The following is a 14966-nucleotide window of genomic DNA, read 5'->3' as shown; positions in this document are numbered from 1 at the left end:
TTACCAGACCCACTCGGCGAGAAGCGCGAGCGTGAGAGCCACACCCACATAATGGTTGTTGTAGAAGCGCACGAAGGGATTGCGCGGCACCTCGGCATCGAGGGTCCAGAGCTGCCAGGCCATTAGGGCCGCGGCGACCAGGGACAGCGACGCGAAGATCGCTCCCCCGCCGGCCATGAGGTTGGCGACGTTCCAGAGCACGAAGGCTCCGGCATAGAGTGCGGCCACCGCCGGCCGGACATTGTCGCCGAACAGGCGTGCGGTGGATTTCACGCCGACCAGCGCGTCGTCCTCGACATCTTGCAGCGCGTAGATCGTATCATAGCCGATGACCCAGAGGATGGTGCCGACATAGAGCACCACGGGCGCCCAGCCCAGACCACCGGTCTGGCTCGACCAGCCGACCAGCGCGCCATAGGAAAAAGCGAGACCGAGGAACAGCTGCGGCCACCAGGTGACGCGCTTCATGAAGGGGTAGATGGCCACGAGCAGCAGCGAGGCGACGCAGGCCCAGACTGTAAAGCGGTTGAACTGGAACAGGATGACCGAGGCGAGGAGAGCCTGGATGACCATAAAGACGGTGGCCTGACTGGCCCTGACCTGGCCGGACGGGATGGGGCGCGAGCGGGTGCGCGCCACGGCAGCGTCGATGTCGCGATCAACGATATCGTTGAAGGTGCAGCCGGCGCCGCGCATGAGAATGGCGCCGAAGAACATGAGGATGGCGGCCCACCAGCCGAAACCGAATTGCGGCTGGGCGACCGCGGCGAGGCCAATGCCCCAGGCGCAGGGCCAGAACAGCAGGTAAAAACCAATCGGCCGGTCCCATCGCGCAAGGCGGCCATAGGGCTTGAGCTGTTCGGGCGCATACCGATCGAGCCAATTGCCGCGGGTAGCGTCGGCAACGGTGCCGGTGGGACTGGGAGTGTTCATGAATGCCACCTGCTGGTGTAGTTTGCCTCTCATAACCCTCAGCGCTGCGGCGGACTACCCCCTCACCCGTCGCGGCCTGCGGCCGATCCACGCTCTCCCCCATGGAAAAAGAAGCAGGAGGTGGGGGTTGCGAGCGGTCGGCCAGCCACTATGGTGGCGCAAGAAAGCCCCTATCCGGCGCCGCGCGCCACCTTCTCCTTCAAGGGGAGAAGGGGAGACCTGTGAATGCCCCGATCCCATGCCCATTTGCCGCGCCTCCATGTCGAACCCGACCTTGTCGCCGGCGCACCCCTGACGCTTGGCAAGGAGCAGTCGCTTTATCTCGCGGCCGTGCTGCGCAAGAGCGTCGGGGACGAGGTGGTGCTGTTCAACGGACGGGACGGCGCGTGGCTCTGCCGGATCACCGCCGATTCCAAGAAGTCCGTCGGACTGGATGTGGTCGACCGGATCGCCGCGCAGACGCCGCCTTCGGACCTCTGGTACGGCTTTGCTCCGCTCAAAAGCGAGCGGCTCGACTATATGGTGCAAAAGGCCGTGGAAATGGGTGTCGGCACAATTCAGCCCGTCGTCACGCAGTTCACGCAGAACCATCGGGTGAAGACCGAGAGGCTGCAGGCCAATGCCATCGAGGCGGCCGAGCAATGCGAAGTGCTTGTTGTCCCCTCGATCGCGGCAGAGGTCAGTCTCGGGCAATTGCTGGACGGCTGGCCCACCCAGCATGGCGACCGGAAACTGCTCTTTGCCGATGAAGGCGCGGCATCTTCTTCGCCCGTTGTTGCGCTCGAGCAATTGCGCGGACAGCGCGTTGGGTTACTGGTGGGACCCGAAGGGGGGTTTTCGGACAAAGAACGGACGAAACTGCATGGCCTGCCCTTCGTTGTGCCCATAAGCCTGGGCCCGCGCATCCTGCGCGCCGACACAGCGGCTGTCGCAGGACTCGCGGCCATCCAGGCGATCATCGGTGATTGGCGATAAAAGGCGATTGCTTTCCGGCTTGCGCTCGCTATTTTGCCGGCGCAGTTAGACCCTCAACAACGAGGCCCCCATGGCCGGCTCCGACACTCCATCGCCCCTGATCGAATCGCGGACAGACCTGATCGAAGCGATGGCACGCGGCTGCAAGCCGGAAGACCAGTGGCGGATAGGCACCGAGCACGAAAAGCACGTCTACCACACCGACCCGCTGCGTCCGGTGGCCTATGAGGGACCCCAGGGCATCAGGGCGCTGCTCGATGGCGTGCAGGCCGAAACCGGCTGGCAGCCGTTCTACGACGGAGAGAACCCGATCGGGCTGCGCAACGACGCCGTGGCCGGCGGCATTTCGCTCGAGCCCGGCGGACAGTTCGAGCTGAGCGGCGCGCCGATGGCGGACCTGCACGGCACGGCCGAGGAACTGGCCGAGCATATGCGCGTGTCCAAAAAGGTCGCGGAACCGCTCGGCATTCACTTCCTCGGGCTCGGGGTGACCCCGCTCTGGTCGGTCGACGAGATCAAGTCCATGCCCAAATCGCGCTATGCGATCATGACCAAGTATATGGGCGAGGTCGGTACGCTGGGCACGTCGATGATGTATCGATCGGCCACGGTGCAGACCAATCTCGATTTCTCCAGTGAAGCCGACATGGTCAAGAAACTGCGCGTGTCGCTGGCTCTGCAGCCGGTGGCCACTGCGCTTTTCGCCAATTCACCCTTCGCCGATGGCCGCGATACCGGCTATCTCAGCTTCCGCAGCGAAATCTGGCGCAATACCGACGATGCCCGAACCGGCATGCTGCCCTTCGCTTTCGAAGAGGGTTTCGGCTTCGAGCAATATGCGGACCACGCGCTCAATGTGCCGATGTATTTCGTCATCCGCGACAAGAAGTACATCAACGTCGCCGGCGAAAGCTTCCGCGATTTCCTCGATGGGAAGCTGCCGCAATTGCCGGGCGAAAAGCCCACGATCAAGGACTGGGAGGATCACCTCTCGACCCTGTTCCCGGAAGTGCGGCTCAAGCAGTTCCTCGAAATGCGCGGCGCCGACATGGGCGACGAAGCTCATGTGGTGGCCCTGTCGGCGTTCTGGACCGGCCTGCTCTACGACGCGATCTCGCTCGAGTCTGCGTGGGAGCTGGTGAAGAACTGGACGGACGACGAGCGCGAGCACCTGCGCCGCGAAGTCCCGCGCCTCGGCCTCGATACGCCGTTCGACCGCTCATCGATCTTCGACGTGGCGGCGCAGGCCGTCGGCATTGCCGAGGCTGGCCTCGTGCGTCGCAACCGGCTCAACGCCAAGGGCCAGGACGAAACCATCTATCTCGCGCCGCTCGAGGAAACCATCCGCACCGGCAAGGCGCCGGCCCAGCGCTGGCTCGACAAATTCCACGGCGCGTGGGGCGAGAGTGTGCTGCCGCTGTTCAGCGAAGCCGAGATGTAGGCTGAGAATACTGCCAGTTGCATGACAAATCCCCGCGAGAGCGGGGATTTTCGTTTGTGGCTGAGAGCGCGGGTGTTCCAGGGCTGGTTCACGACCTCAGCAGGGATCCCGGCCTTCGGCGGGATGACATTTTTGGCGGCAGGGTGCTGGGAAGGCCCCCTCACCCGCCGGCTTTGCCGTCGACCTCTCCCCCGGAGGGAGAGGTGCCGCCCCGGGCGGCTTGCCAATGCGCTCCCATCTTCCCCTTGCCTCCCCGGTCACTTTCCTGCATCACGCGCGCAGCAAGCATGGAGGCAGGATATGCGGGTAATGGTGATCGGATCGGGTGGGCGTGAGCATGCGCTGGCCTGGAAGATTGCGCAATCGCCGCTGGTCAGTGCGCTGTTCGTGGCGCCCGGCAATGGCGGTAGCGCCCTGGTCGCGACAAACCTGGCCGTGGACATTACCGACCATGCCGCCGTGATCGCCGCCGCCAAGGACAACCAGATCGACTTCGTGGTTGTGGGACCCGACGCCCAGGTGGTCGCGGGGTTGGGCGACGATGTGCGCGCGGCCGGCATAACCTGCTTCTGCCCCAGCAAAGCGGCCGGGCAGCTCGAGGGCAGCAAGAGCTTTACCAAGGCGCTGTGCGACGAGTTCGACATCCCGACGGCCGCCTATGGACGGTTCGAGGATGAAGCGTCGGCGCTGGCCTACCTCTATACGCAGGGCGCGCCCATCGTGGTGAAGGCCGACGGCCTTGCCGCCGGCAAGGGCGTGACCGTGGCCATGAGCGTGGAAGAGGCCGAAGAGGCGATCATCGACTGTTTCTCGGGCGCTTTCGGCGCTTCGGGAGCGGCCGTGGTGATCGAGGAGTTCATGGAAGGCGAAGAGGTGAGCCTGTTCGTGCTGAGCGACGGGACAGCCATTCTGCCGCTGACCACAGCGCAGGACCACAAGCGCGCGTTCGACGGGGATACCGGACCCAATACCGGCGGCATGGGCGCCTATTCGCCCGCACCGGTGATGGACAAGGTGCTCTACGACCAGACCATGGACGAGATCATCCTGCCCACCATTCGCGGCATGGCGCAGCGCGGCACGCCCTATGCCGGCGTACTCTATGCCGGCCTGATGCTGACCGAGGACGGCCCGAAACTGGTGGAATACAATGCCCGCTTCGGAGACCCCGAATGCCAGGTGATGATGATGCGCATGGACAGCGACATCGTCCCACTGTTGCATGCCGTGGCGACCGGTACACTCGAGGGCCACGACGTGGTGTGGAAGGACGACTATGCGCTGACCGTGATCATGGCCAGCAACGGATATCCCGGCGACTATGGCAAGGGCAGCGAAATCCGCGGTGTCGAAGGGCTCGACAATGCGACGCTGACGGTGTTCCACGCCGGAACGAAGCGTGACGGCGACCGTTTACTGGCTAATGGCGGGCGCGTGCTGAACATCACCGCGCTCGGGGCATCGGTCAGAGAGGCGCAGGAGCGTGCTTACCACGGCGTGGACGCAATTGTTTGGCCAGAAGGCTTTGCCCGACGCGATATCGGATGGCGCGAAATCGCCCGCGAGACCTGAACCTTTCCTCAATCTTGGCAGGATAAGCTCCCTTCGAACCGTCTTTGACGCGGCTCCGCCCAGGCGCGACCCCACCCCACTGCAAAAGCGGGGCATGGCGCTGGCGGACAAGCTGCGCATGAAGGGTGCGGAGCGTGGCAGGATGAACACGACCAGCGGGCCGAGGATCGGCGTGGCATTGGGAGGCGGCTCGGCGCGCGGGCTGACCCATATCCCCTATATCGAGGCGATGGACGAACTCGGGCTGAAGCCATCGGTGATATCAGGCACCTCGATCGGCGCGCTGATCGGCTCGGGCTGGGCCGCAGGCATGAGCGGCAAGGAATTGCGCGAGCACTCGTTCGAAGTGCTGGGCACGCTGCGCACCATTGCCGCCAAGCTCTGGGCGACGCAGATCCGCGGCATCGGGGGCCTGCTCAAGAACGGCATATCGATGCAGCTCGACGCAACCAGCATCGTCGACGCGTTCAGCCCACCTGGCTTTCCCAAGGAATTCAAGGACCTCAAGGTGCCGCTCTACGTGGTGGCAACGGATTTTCAATCGTGGCACCAGGTGGTGTTCAATTCGGGCCTGTTGCGCCCGGCCATTGCCGGATCTCTGGCCATTCCGAGCTTTTTCAAGCCGGTGATCTACAACAATCACATCCTGGTGGATGGCGGCGTGGTCAACCCCCTGCCCCTCGACCAGGCCGACATCGACACCGACTTCCTGATCGGCATCGATGTGGCGGGTGATCCATCGGCCAATATCAGCAAGACCGATCACAAGGCGATCGACATCTGGTTCGGCTCGGCCCAGATCATGATGCACTCGCTGACGGCGCATATGATGGCGGCCTATCCGCCCGATATCTACATCCGCCCGCGCGTCGCGCAGTTCGGCGCCATGGAATTCTGGCGCGTGCGCGAAATCATCCGCCACGCCGAAGCGGAGAAAGACCGCTTCAAATGGATGCTGGAGAGCAAGGTCGAGGCCTATATCCAGAACCGCGTGCAGCCGGTGGCGACCCCGCCGCGCTGAGGGCGGGCGGATTTCAATCGATCACTGAAACGACGACGCTGCCGCGCTTGCGGCCGCTATCCACGTGGGCGTGGGCGGCGGGCAACTCCGCAAATGGGAAGACGCGTTCGATGTGCGGACGAAAGTGCCCTTCGGATGCGAGGCGGCCCAGGGCGATGACGGCGTCGCGGCTTTCGGCAGCGGGGCCTGCAATCATGCGTGTGCCGCGGGCCCCGGGTCGCAGGGATTGCAGCATTTCCCGGATGCCGCCGGCGATGGCGAGGTAGCGGCCGCCGGGGTTGAGCAGGGTCTGCGCGGTGGCAAAATCGCTGGCAGCGACGGTGTCGGCGACGACATCGAAGCGCTGGCCGAGGCGCGCGAGATCGACGCTGCGGTAATTGATGGGGGTGGCGCCCAGGGATTGCACCAGGGGCAGATTGGGCGCGCTGGTGGTGGCCGTGACCGCGATGCCCTGGTGACGGGCGAGTTGGATCAGCGCCATCCCGACTGCGCCGGAGCCGCCGAGGACGAGCATGGTCTGGCCGGGCCGGACGTCCGCCTTGCCGAGATAGTGCAGCGCCGTGGTGCCGGAAAAGCAGAGCGCGGCGGCGGTGTGGACATCGAGGCCCGCCGGCAGATGGGCGATAGCGCCGGTTTCGGGCAGGACGATATATTGGGCATGCGCACCCTGCCGCATGCCGGGAAAGGCGTAGACGGCGTCGCCGGGGGCAAACCCGACAACGCCGGACCCGACGGCTTCGATCATGCCGGAGAGTTCGGTTCCGAGCACGGGCCGGCGGGGTCCGTTCCAGCCGAGGGCGAGGCGGCCGAGCGTCTTCATGCCGGGCGGAAAGTTGCAGCCGCGGATCCTGACGTCGCCGGAATTGACTGTCGTGGCATGGATGCGGACCAGCACCTGTCCGGGGCCGGGCGCGGGCATGGCCATGTCCTCGAGACACAGGACATCAGGGCCGCCATAGCGGCGGGCGAACCAGGCTTTCATCGCGGGCGCTCCGAGCTGGTGGACTGCGGATCGGCCTTCCACTGGAACACCTCGCCGACCGGCACGCCGAAGACTTCGGCGATGCGGAAGGCGGCTTCGAGGGAGGGCGAATACTTGTTCTGCTCGATGGCGGCGATGGTCTGGCGGGTCATGCCGATGCGGTCGGCGAGCTGCTGCTGGGTCATCTCGCCGTGATCGAAACGCAGGCGCCGGATGGTGTTGGTGATCGGCGGCGGGGCGGGCATCAGGCGAGCCTGCGATACTGGAAGATGGTGACGATCTCGCGCAGGAGGGCGGCGGAGGCGGTTACGAACAGCAGCAGGTTGACGAGGATGATGGCGGTGGCGCCCGCCGGGTCGGCCGCGAAATCGGTCCGGGCGAGGCCGCTGACCCAGGCGCTTGCCAGCACCACGCCGACTATGGCCACTTCGAGCACGGCGAGACCGATGCGGTTGGCGCGCGCCTCGATCAGGCGTTCGAGTTCATCGGGCGGCGGATCGAACTGGTCGCCGCTCAGCCGGGCGCCGATCAGCGCCGCGGGGAGCATGATCGCGATGGCGACGCCAAGGCACTTGAGGAAGCGCCAGAACAGCGCATCGCCATCCAGCGTTCGCGTCGCGACATCCGCCCACACGCTCCAGAAGTAATAGCCGAAGATCACGATCGTAGTGACGGTCGCCATCCAGGCGACACGCTCGCGCATGGTCATCAGAAGTCCCCGATGGAAAGTTTCGTTGTCCTGATATCCAATATTTCCAACATTGAGTCAAATATTTTTGACACGACGTGTTGGAGCGCCTAGCCTGAGTTGCGGAGGGTGCGGAAGAAATCGACCAGCATGGCTTCGGCACGTGCGGCAGAGAGGCCGCCGACGACCTCGGGACGATGATGGCAGGTGGGCTGATCGAAGAGACGGATGCCGTTTTCGACGGCGCCGGCCTTGATGTCCTCGGCAGCGAAATAGACGCGGCGCAGGCGGGTGTGGGCGATGGCGCCGGCGCACATGGCGCAGGGTTCGAGGGTCACGTAGAGGTCGCAGCCATCGAGCCGGCCGGTGCCGCGCACCGCGAGCGCCGTGCGCATGGCGAGGAACTCGGCATGGGCGGTGGGATCGCGCAGGGCCTGCATGCGGTTGCGCTCGGCCGCGAGGACGCGGGTGCCTTCCACGATGACGGCGCCGACGGGGGCCTCGCCATTGGCAGCGGCTTCTTCGGCCAGCGCCAAAGCGAGATCCATCGGTCTGTCGGTGGTGGCGAGGGTCATTTGCGGATCACGGCATAGTCCTGGGGATTGATAGCCCGCTTCAGCGCTTCGAGGCTGGCCGGCGTCCAGTCCGGCGGCTGGGTCACCGCCGTCCAGGCATCGATATAGTGGGCCGGGGCATAGACATGTCCGTAACCGACAGGCGCGGTCTGCGCCAGTGCCGCATCGAGCGCGAGCTGCAGGAATGTCACGACCGGATACCAGTTGAGGGCCGGAGACACGTCGGGACCACGCGGGGCATCGAGCCAGTCGGGGCGGCGCCAGTCAGCATCGAAGGAAAAGAAAACGATCGGGTCGCTGGCATACTGAAGGAAGAGGATCCGCATCGGGCCCCAGGCGAGGCCATCCCAGCCCCTGGCGCCCGACTGGTTCATGAAGCGGACGGACGAGGAATTGCCGAAGCGCGGCAGCCAGGCGGGCGTGCCGGGCTGGCGGTTCTCGGTCATGCGGCTCCAGACCGAGCTGGAAAACGGCGGTCCGGCCCAGAGCGCTCCATCGAAGGGATCGGCCAGAACATCGTAGACGGTGGTGGAGTTCTGCGATGCCAGGGCCCCGAGGCTGAGACCGTGGAGATAGAGACGCGGCCGGCTATCCCTGGGCAGCTGTGTCCAGTAGCCGTAGACGGTGTTGAACAGCGCCTGCGCGGTCTCGGTGCCGAGTTCGGGCTCGATCCACAGCGACAGGACGCTGGTGAGATAGGAGTACTGGACCGCGACGCTCGCGACATCGCCGTGGTGGAGATATTCGAGCGTGTCGATGGCGGCCCGATCGACCCAGCCGGTACCGACGGGCATGACGAGGACCAGCACGGAGCGCTCGAAGGCGCCGATGCGCTGCAATTCGGCAAGGGCCAGGTTGGCGCGATCCTGAGCCGTCGGGGCCGAGCGCAGCCCCACATAGGTGCGGAGCGGTTCGATGGCGGGCTGGCCGGTGACGGCCCGGATTTTCGCGGCATCGGGGCCGGAACGCACGTAGACCCGGGAGTCGCGGCCGATGGTGTCCCAATCGATCAGCGACTGGTCGCTGCCGGTCTGATACCAGGCGGAGGGCGGCTCGGCCTCGGACGAGACGAGCGCATCGAGCTGCTGATAGAAATTGTCGGCGGCGCGCAGGGCCATGCGCAGGAAAAGGTTGTTGACCAGGATGCTGCCGAGCAGCAGGACGATGGCCGTGGCAAGCACGAAGGCCGCGCGGCGCGGCAGATGCGGGGTCAGCCAGCGCCAGACGATGCGGATCAGCGTAACCAGGATCTTGCCAGCGATCAGGAGGCCGGCGCCGACGGGAAAGGCCATGGCGGCGATCAACAGCGGCTGGCTCCGGTCCACGGGCATCAGGCCCATGACCGAACGCACCGAATTCTGCCAGGTGTTGGAATGCCAGAGGGCGACCAGCATGAGGATGATGCAGGCCAGCGCCGCCAGGACGCCGAGAGCCCGGGTGACTGGTCCGGGTGGCACCTTGAGGCCGAGATAGTTCCAGAGCCAGTGTCCCAGATTGCCGAAACCATAGCCCACGGCAAAGCAGCATCCCGACAGCACGCCCTGCACGATCTCGGTGCGCGGCAGCAGCGATGGGGTGAGCGAGAGGGCAAAGAATATGGCCCCGACCAGAAGCCCCGGCGGCGACAGGTGATAGGCCACCCGATCCCAGACGGCGTTGGCCCAACGGCTCCAACGGGACTGTTCTGGCGAGGGGATGGTGGTCATGAGCGCAGGGAACCCCAGAGGCGGGATGCGGTCAATGGGTTGGGTGCGCATGAGAAGCCTGCCAGTGGATATGAACAGGCCAACGTGCCCAGCCGGGTCGGCAGGGCGTGATCGCTGCCCTATATTGGGCGTCAGGAGAATCGCCCTTGCCCATCCGCCAGCTACCCGAAGACCTGATCAATCGCATTGCCGCCGGCGAGGTGGTGGAGCGACCCGCGAGCGTGGTGAAGGAACTGGTGGAAAATTCCATCGATGCGGGGGCGCGCCGCATCACCGTGACAACGGCCAATGGCGGCATGGACCTGATCCGCATCGCCGATGACGGGCACGGCATGGATCGCGACGACCTGCTGCTCTCGGTGGAACGCCACGCCACGAGCAAGCTTTCGGTGGACGATCTCGACGACATCAGAACCCTGGGCTTCCGCGGCGAAGCGCTGGCCTCGATCGGGTCGGTATCGCGCCTGTCGGTGGCGTCGCGCACGCACGACGCCGAAAGCGGCATGGTGATCGTCGTCGATAACGGCCGGCGCAGCGGACCCATGCCGCAAGCGATGAACCGCGGCACCGTCATCGAGGTGAAGGACCTGTTCGGACAGGTCCCTGCACGGCGAAAGTTCCTCAAGACCGCGCGATCCGAAACGGCCGCGATAACCGATGTGATGAAGCGGCTGGCCATGGCCAATCCGGAAATCCACTTCGTGCTCGAGGGCAGCGACCGGACGGCGTCGAACTGGCCCGCCGTGGTGGGCGAAGGGGCGCTCGGCGGCCGCCTTGGGCAGGTGATGGGCAGCGACTTCGTCGAGAATGCCGTGACTCTCGCCACCGCGCGGCACGGTATCGTGGTGGCCGGCATGGCAGGCCTGCCGACCTATACGCGGGCCAATTCGCTGTCTCAGTTCTATTTCGTGAATGGAAGGTCGGTGCGCGACAAGGTGCTGGTCGGCGCGGTGCGCGCGGCCTATGCCGACTACGTGTTTCGCGACCGCTTTCCGGTCGTGTCGCTCTACATCGCCATCGACCCGGCGGAGGTCGACGTCAATGTGCATCCGGCGAAGGCCGAGTTGCGATTCCGTGACCAGGGCGCAGTCCGCGGCGCCGTGATCAAGGCCATCGGGCTGGCGCTGGCGGCAGCCGGGTTCAAGGCCTCGACCAGTGTGGCCGAGGACATACTGGGCGCCTTCTCCGCCCCCGAAATGGCCGAACCGGCTGCCCCTGCCCCGATTGCGCCCACTGGCTCCTGGGGGGCACGCTACCAGCCGCAACGGCTCGATTTCGGGGGCGGCCGTGCGCCGCTCAACCTCGATGCTTCGCCATCAAGGCTGGACGGTTTTACCGAGCCGAGCGCCAGGGTGGAGCCCGCCGTCGCGGCCGCGCCGACCGAGGACTTTCCGCTCGGTACGGCGCGGGCGCAGATGTTCGACAACTACATCATCGCGCAGAACGGCGACGCGCTGCTGCTGGTGGACCAGCACGCCGCCCACGAGCGGCTGGTCTACGAGCGGTTCAAGGCGCAGCTGGCTTCAGGGCCGGTCGCGAGCCAGGCGCAACTGATCCCGATCATCGTGGAACTGCCCGAAGAAGACTGCGCGCGGCTCCAAGAGGCCGCGCCGGAGCTCGAACGCTTCGGGCTTTATCTTGACCGGTTCGGGCCGCGCGCCATCGCAGTGCGGGAAACCCCCGCCCTTCTGGGATCCAGCGACATTGCAGGGCTGGTGCGGGACCTGGCCGACGGGCTGGCGGAATGGGACAGCACGGCGGCGCTGAGTGAACGCATGGAGGCAATCATCGGGCGCATGGCGTGCCACGGCTCGGTCCGCTCGGGGCGCAGATTGCGCGTCGATGAAATGAATGCGCTGCTGCGCGACATGGAAGCGACGCCCCATTCGGGCCAGTGCATCCATGGGCGGCCAACCTATGTGGAGCTCAAGAAGGGCGACATCGAGCGCCTGTTCGGGCGGAGCAGATAAGGATTGCCATGAAGCGCGCCATTTTCGCCACTGCCCTCGCCTTTCTTTCCATGCCCGCCATGGCCGAAACCGTGCTTGACGAAGAGCGGGCCAAACAGGCTTTGGGGATGGGCGGCGGCGGCAGGTTTCTGATCAGCAATGTGACCAATGCCTGTCCCCATATCGCTAAAGTCATGTCCAAGGTGGACGCAGACGAGCGCATATTGTTCATGACGGATGCGGAAGTCAGTTTCGTGCGCCATGCCAGCTGCGATGGCGATTGCGACCTGCTCACCGTCAACAATGTCATGGCCCCTTGTCAGGCGGATACGGGCGCAATCTGCGCGCCCTTTGCAGGCCTGACGGGCGGTGTCCTCTACGATATGAGCGTCGACGCAACAGGCGCCGCACTCAGCGATTGTGGACTTTGATCCGATGACCTCAGGCATCCACCACGTCACGCTGATCACCAAGGATGTGCAGGCCAATGTGGATTTCTATGCCGGGTTCCTGGGTCTGCGGCTGGTCAAGCGCACGGGCGGCTATGAAGACGCGCGGCAACTGCACCTGTTTTACGGCGACTACCAGGCCACACCGGGAGCGCTGATCACCTTTCTCGTGTGGCAGGGCGGATCGCCGGGACAGGCCGGCGCGGGCCAGGTGAGCGAAGTGGCGCTGGCCATCGCGCCAGGCTCGATCGGGTTCTGGCTCGAACGCGCGCTGACGCATCAGGTGAAGGTGGAGGGCACCGCGCAGGAATTCGGCGAGACCGTGCTGCGGCTGCGCGATCCCGACGGGGTTCTCCTGAAGCTGGTGAGCGCAGATGTGCCGGCGCTGGAGATGCCGGACAGCGATATCCCCGCCGAACACCGGATCCGCCGCATACGCGGGGTGACGCTTCTTTCGGAGGTGCAGGAAGAGACAATCGATTTCCTGACGCGCTCTTTCGGCTTCCGGAGCGGCCCGACGGAGGGACCAATCCGGCGACTGGTGTCGGAAGCAGGCGATGTGCTCGATATCAGGGATGCCGGTGGTTTCTGGGGTGGAGCGCCGGGCACGGGGACGGTGGACCACGTGGCGGTGCGGGCTGTGGACGCCGCGGAAGTCGAGGCTGTGGAGGCCGAGCTGCGCAAGCGCAATTCGAGCCTCACGAACCTGCATGACCGGCACTATTTCACCTCGCTCTATGTGCGCGAGCCGGGCGGGACGCTGATCGAGATGGCCAGCGACGGACCGGGCTTTACCCTGGACGAGCCGCTCGAAACCCTGGGCGAAAGCTGTTCATGCCGCCCGATGCGGCTGACCCGGAAGCGCTGAAGGTCATGCTGCCGCAGTTCGGCCTGCCGGGCGGCGAGCGAGTGATCTATCGCGACCTGATTTATGAGCACCGCTTCTTCACGCCTGACCGGCCCGATGGACGGGTGATCGCGCTGCTGCATGGCACGGGCGGGGACGAAACCGACCTGATGCCGCTGGCGCACAAGGCGCTGCCGGATGCGACATTGCTGGGCCTCAGGGGCCGCAGTACCGAAACCGGATCGCGCCGCTGGTTCCGCAGTTTCGGGCCGGCCATCTTCGACCAGAAGGATATCCGCTTCGAGGCGGGGGCGCTGGACGCGTTCTTCGATGAGGCGCGCGGCGCCTATGGGCTCGACGAAGACAAGCTGGCGGCGCTGGGCTATTCCAACGGGGCAAATCTACTGGGTGCGGCCATGCTGCTGCATCCGGGCATGGTGCGGCGGGCAGTGCTGCTGCGGCCGGCGATGGTTCTCGACCAGGCGCCGGAGACGCGGTTGGACGGCGTGGCGGTGCTGATCGTGCTGGGCGAGCGGGACGCATTCCGGACAGAGGGCGAAAGGCTGGCCGTGGTACTGCGCAAGGCGGGCGCCGGGGTCGACGTCCAGACCGTGCCCGGTGGGCACGATCTGGGCGAGCGGGACGCGCTTGAGATTTCCGCCTGGCTGGCGCCAAACCGGCTCTAGGCAGCGCGGCCGGCGGGTTGCGGGCCGACATAGCGCGATTGCGGGCGGATGAGGCGGCCGGTCTCGATCTGCTCGTGCGCATGGGCGACCCAGCCGCCGACGCGGCCCGCGGCGAACACGCCGGTAAAGGCATCGCGCGGGAAGCCCAGCGCTTCGAGCAGGAGCGCGGTGAAAAATTCCACATTGGTTTCCAGCACGCGATCGGGCTTGCGGGCGCGCAGGGCCGTGAGGGCGTCGCGCTCGATGGCCTCGGCCAGGGCCAGACGCCCGGCATCCATGCCGCCGGCAGCGCCGAGCCGCCGAAGCGCGCCCTTGAGGGCATCGGCGCGCGGATCGCGCACACGATAAACGCGGTGCCCGAACCCCATGAGACGCTCCCCACGAACCAGGGCCGCGTCGATCCAGTCGGCCGCATTGGCGGGCGTGCCGATGGCATCGAGCATATCGAGCACCGGACCGGGGGCGCCGCCGTGGAGCGGGCCCTTGAGCGCGCCAAGGGCTGCGACGACCGCCGAGGCATAACCGGCCCGGGTGGAGGCGACGACGCGGGCAGTGAAGGTTGAGGCATTGAGGCCGTGATCGGAGACGGTCACGAGGTAGGTATCGAGCGCGCGGACGGCCTCGGCCCCGGGATCGGCACCGGTCAGCATGGCCAGCATATCGGCGGCATGGGCGCGGGCCGGATCGGGGGCGATGGCTCCCTGCCCCGCCTGGCGGCGGACCAGAGCCGGCACGAAGACGGCGGGCGCGGCGATCTGCAGCAATGCGGTCTCGCGATCCTCGCCGTCGGGCAGACGCGCCATCAGGGCGCGCAGGGCCTCGGTCACGGGGAGCGCGGCGAGTTCGGCATCGAGATGGGCAAGTTGGCGGAAGGCAACCACGCGGGCCTGGCCGAGATCGGCACGGATGGCCTGGGGATTTGGGCCGAGGAGATCGGGGAGCAGCAGGGCCAGCACGTCCTCGTATGGAACGTTCCCGGCGAGATCGTCGAGGCTGTGGCCGCAGATCACCAGGCGTCCGTTGGCGCCATCGACTTCGCTCAGGCGGGTTTCGGCGGCAATGACATTGTCGAGACCGGACATGTTGTTCTCCTTGTTGTTTCGCCCTAGATTGGCATGATCAAGATTGACGTCAATCTTGAT

13 protein-coding genes and 1 pseudogene are annotated in these 14966 nt (G+C 65.8%); 7 read left to right on the top strand and 7 right to left on the bottom strand.

The features are described 5' to 3' along the window. Positions 1-933, bottom strand: coding sequence for a 4-hydroxybenzoate octaprenyltransferase (ubiA, locus tag CCK88_RS01210; protein ID WP_086468730.1), 933 nt, complete (start codon positions 931-933; stop codon positions 1-3). Positions 934-1158: 225 nt separating this feature from the next. On the opposite strand from ubiA, the gene CCK88_RS01205 reads away from it, so the two are divergent. The 4 genes from CCK88_RS01205 (at position 1159) to CCK88_RS01190 (ending at position 5942) form a co-directional block, all read left to right on the top strand. Next, positions 1159-1908 carry a 16S rRNA (uracil(1498)-N(3))-methyltransferase gene (locus CCK88_RS01205; RefSeq protein ID WP_086468729.1) on the top strand — a complete coding sequence of 250 codons (750 nt, stop codon included), beginning with the start codon at positions 1159-1161 and terminating at the stop codon, positions 1906-1908. A 70-nt stretch (positions 1909-1978) separates the two neighbouring features. Continuing rightward, complete coding sequence (locus tag CCK88_RS01200) at positions 1979-3349, top strand: glutamate--cysteine ligase (RefSeq protein WP_086468728.1); 1371 nt, start codon at positions 1979-1981, stop codon at positions 3347-3349. A 300-nt stretch (positions 3350-3649) separates the two neighbouring features. After that, complete coding sequence (purD, locus tag CCK88_RS01195) at positions 3650-4921, top strand: phosphoribosylamine--glycine ligase (RefSeq protein ID WP_086468727.1); 1272 nt, start codon at positions 3650-3652, stop codon at positions 4919-4921. A gap of 94 nt (positions 4922-5015) precedes the next feature. Continuing rightward, on the top strand, positions 5016-5942 hold the full coding sequence (locus CCK88_RS01190; protein WP_086468726.1) for a patatin-like phospholipase family protein: 927 nt from the start codon (positions 5016-5018) through the stop codon (positions 5940-5942). A gap of 13 nt (positions 5943-5955) precedes the next feature. Here CCK88_RS01190 and CCK88_RS01185 read toward each other — a convergent pair whose 3' ends face one another. From CCK88_RS01185 to CCK88_RS01165, 5 genes are all read right to left on the bottom strand, one after another. After that, a complete protein-coding gene (locus CCK88_RS01185) occupies positions 5956-6924 on the bottom strand; it encodes an NAD(P)-dependent alcohol dehydrogenase (protein WP_086468725.1) in 969 nt (322 codons plus the stop codon). Next, positions 6921-7169: a helix-turn-helix transcriptional regulator gene (locus tag CCK88_RS01180; protein WP_086468724.1), complete on the bottom strand. Its 249-nt coding sequence runs from the start codon at positions 7167-7169 to the stop codon at positions 6921-6923. Before CCK88_RS01180 ends, CCK88_RS01185 begins: the two co-directional genes overlap by 4 nt. Then, positions 7169-7633: a hypothetical protein gene (locus CCK88_RS01175; RefSeq protein WP_086468723.1), complete on the bottom strand. Its 465-nt coding sequence runs from the start codon at positions 7631-7633 to the stop codon at positions 7169-7171. The genes CCK88_RS01180 and CCK88_RS01175 overlap by 1 nt, the downstream gene beginning before the upstream one ends. Before the next feature lie 89 nt (positions 7634-7722). Then, positions 7723-8187, bottom strand: coding sequence for a nucleoside deaminase (locus CCK88_RS01170; RefSeq protein ID WP_210189892.1), 465 nt, complete (start codon positions 8185-8187; stop codon positions 7723-7725). Further along, complete coding sequence (locus CCK88_RS01165; RefSeq protein ID WP_244557402.1) at positions 8184-9944, bottom strand: alpha/beta hydrolase; 1761 nt, start codon at positions 9942-9944, stop codon at positions 8184-8186. The genes CCK88_RS01170 and CCK88_RS01165 overlap by 4 nt, the downstream gene beginning before the upstream one ends. A 95-nt stretch (positions 9945-10039) precedes the next feature. On the opposite strand from CCK88_RS01165, the gene mutL reads away from it, so the two are divergent. From mutL to CCK88_RS01150, 3 genes and pseudogenes are all read left to right on the top strand, one after another. Beyond that, positions 10040-11863 (top strand): DNA mismatch repair endonuclease MutL, encoded by a 1824-nt coding sequence (gene mutL, locus CCK88_RS01160; RefSeq protein ID WP_086468722.1) that lies wholly within the window; start codon positions 10040-10042, stop codon positions 11861-11863. Positions 11864-11871: 8 nt separating this feature from the next. Next, positions 11872-12273, top strand: coding sequence for a hypothetical protein (locus CCK88_RS01155; protein WP_086468721.1), 402 nt, complete (start codon positions 11872-11874; stop codon positions 12271-12273). A gap of 4 nt (positions 12274-12277) precedes the next feature. Then, positions 12278-13824 (top strand): annotated as a pseudogene (locus CCK88_RS01150) (VOC family protein). Here the strand turns inward: CCK88_RS01150 and CCK88_RS01145 are convergent. Beyond that, entirely contained in the window at positions 13821-14906 is a 1086-nt protein-coding gene (locus CCK88_RS01145) for a citrate synthase/methylcitrate synthase (protein WP_086470748.1), read from the bottom strand. The pseudogene CCK88_RS01150 and the gene CCK88_RS01145 overlap by 4 nt on opposite strands. Between the last annotated feature and the right edge of the window lie 60 nt (positions 14907-14966).

Source organism: Devosia lucknowensis (genome assembly GCF_900177655.1).
Lineage (GTDB): Bacteria > Pseudomonadota > Alphaproteobacteria > Rhizobiales > Devosiaceae > Devosia > Devosia lucknowensis.
The sequence above is the reverse complement of the archived record's forward strand: the minus strand, read 5'-3'. Positions and strand labels throughout refer to the sequence as shown.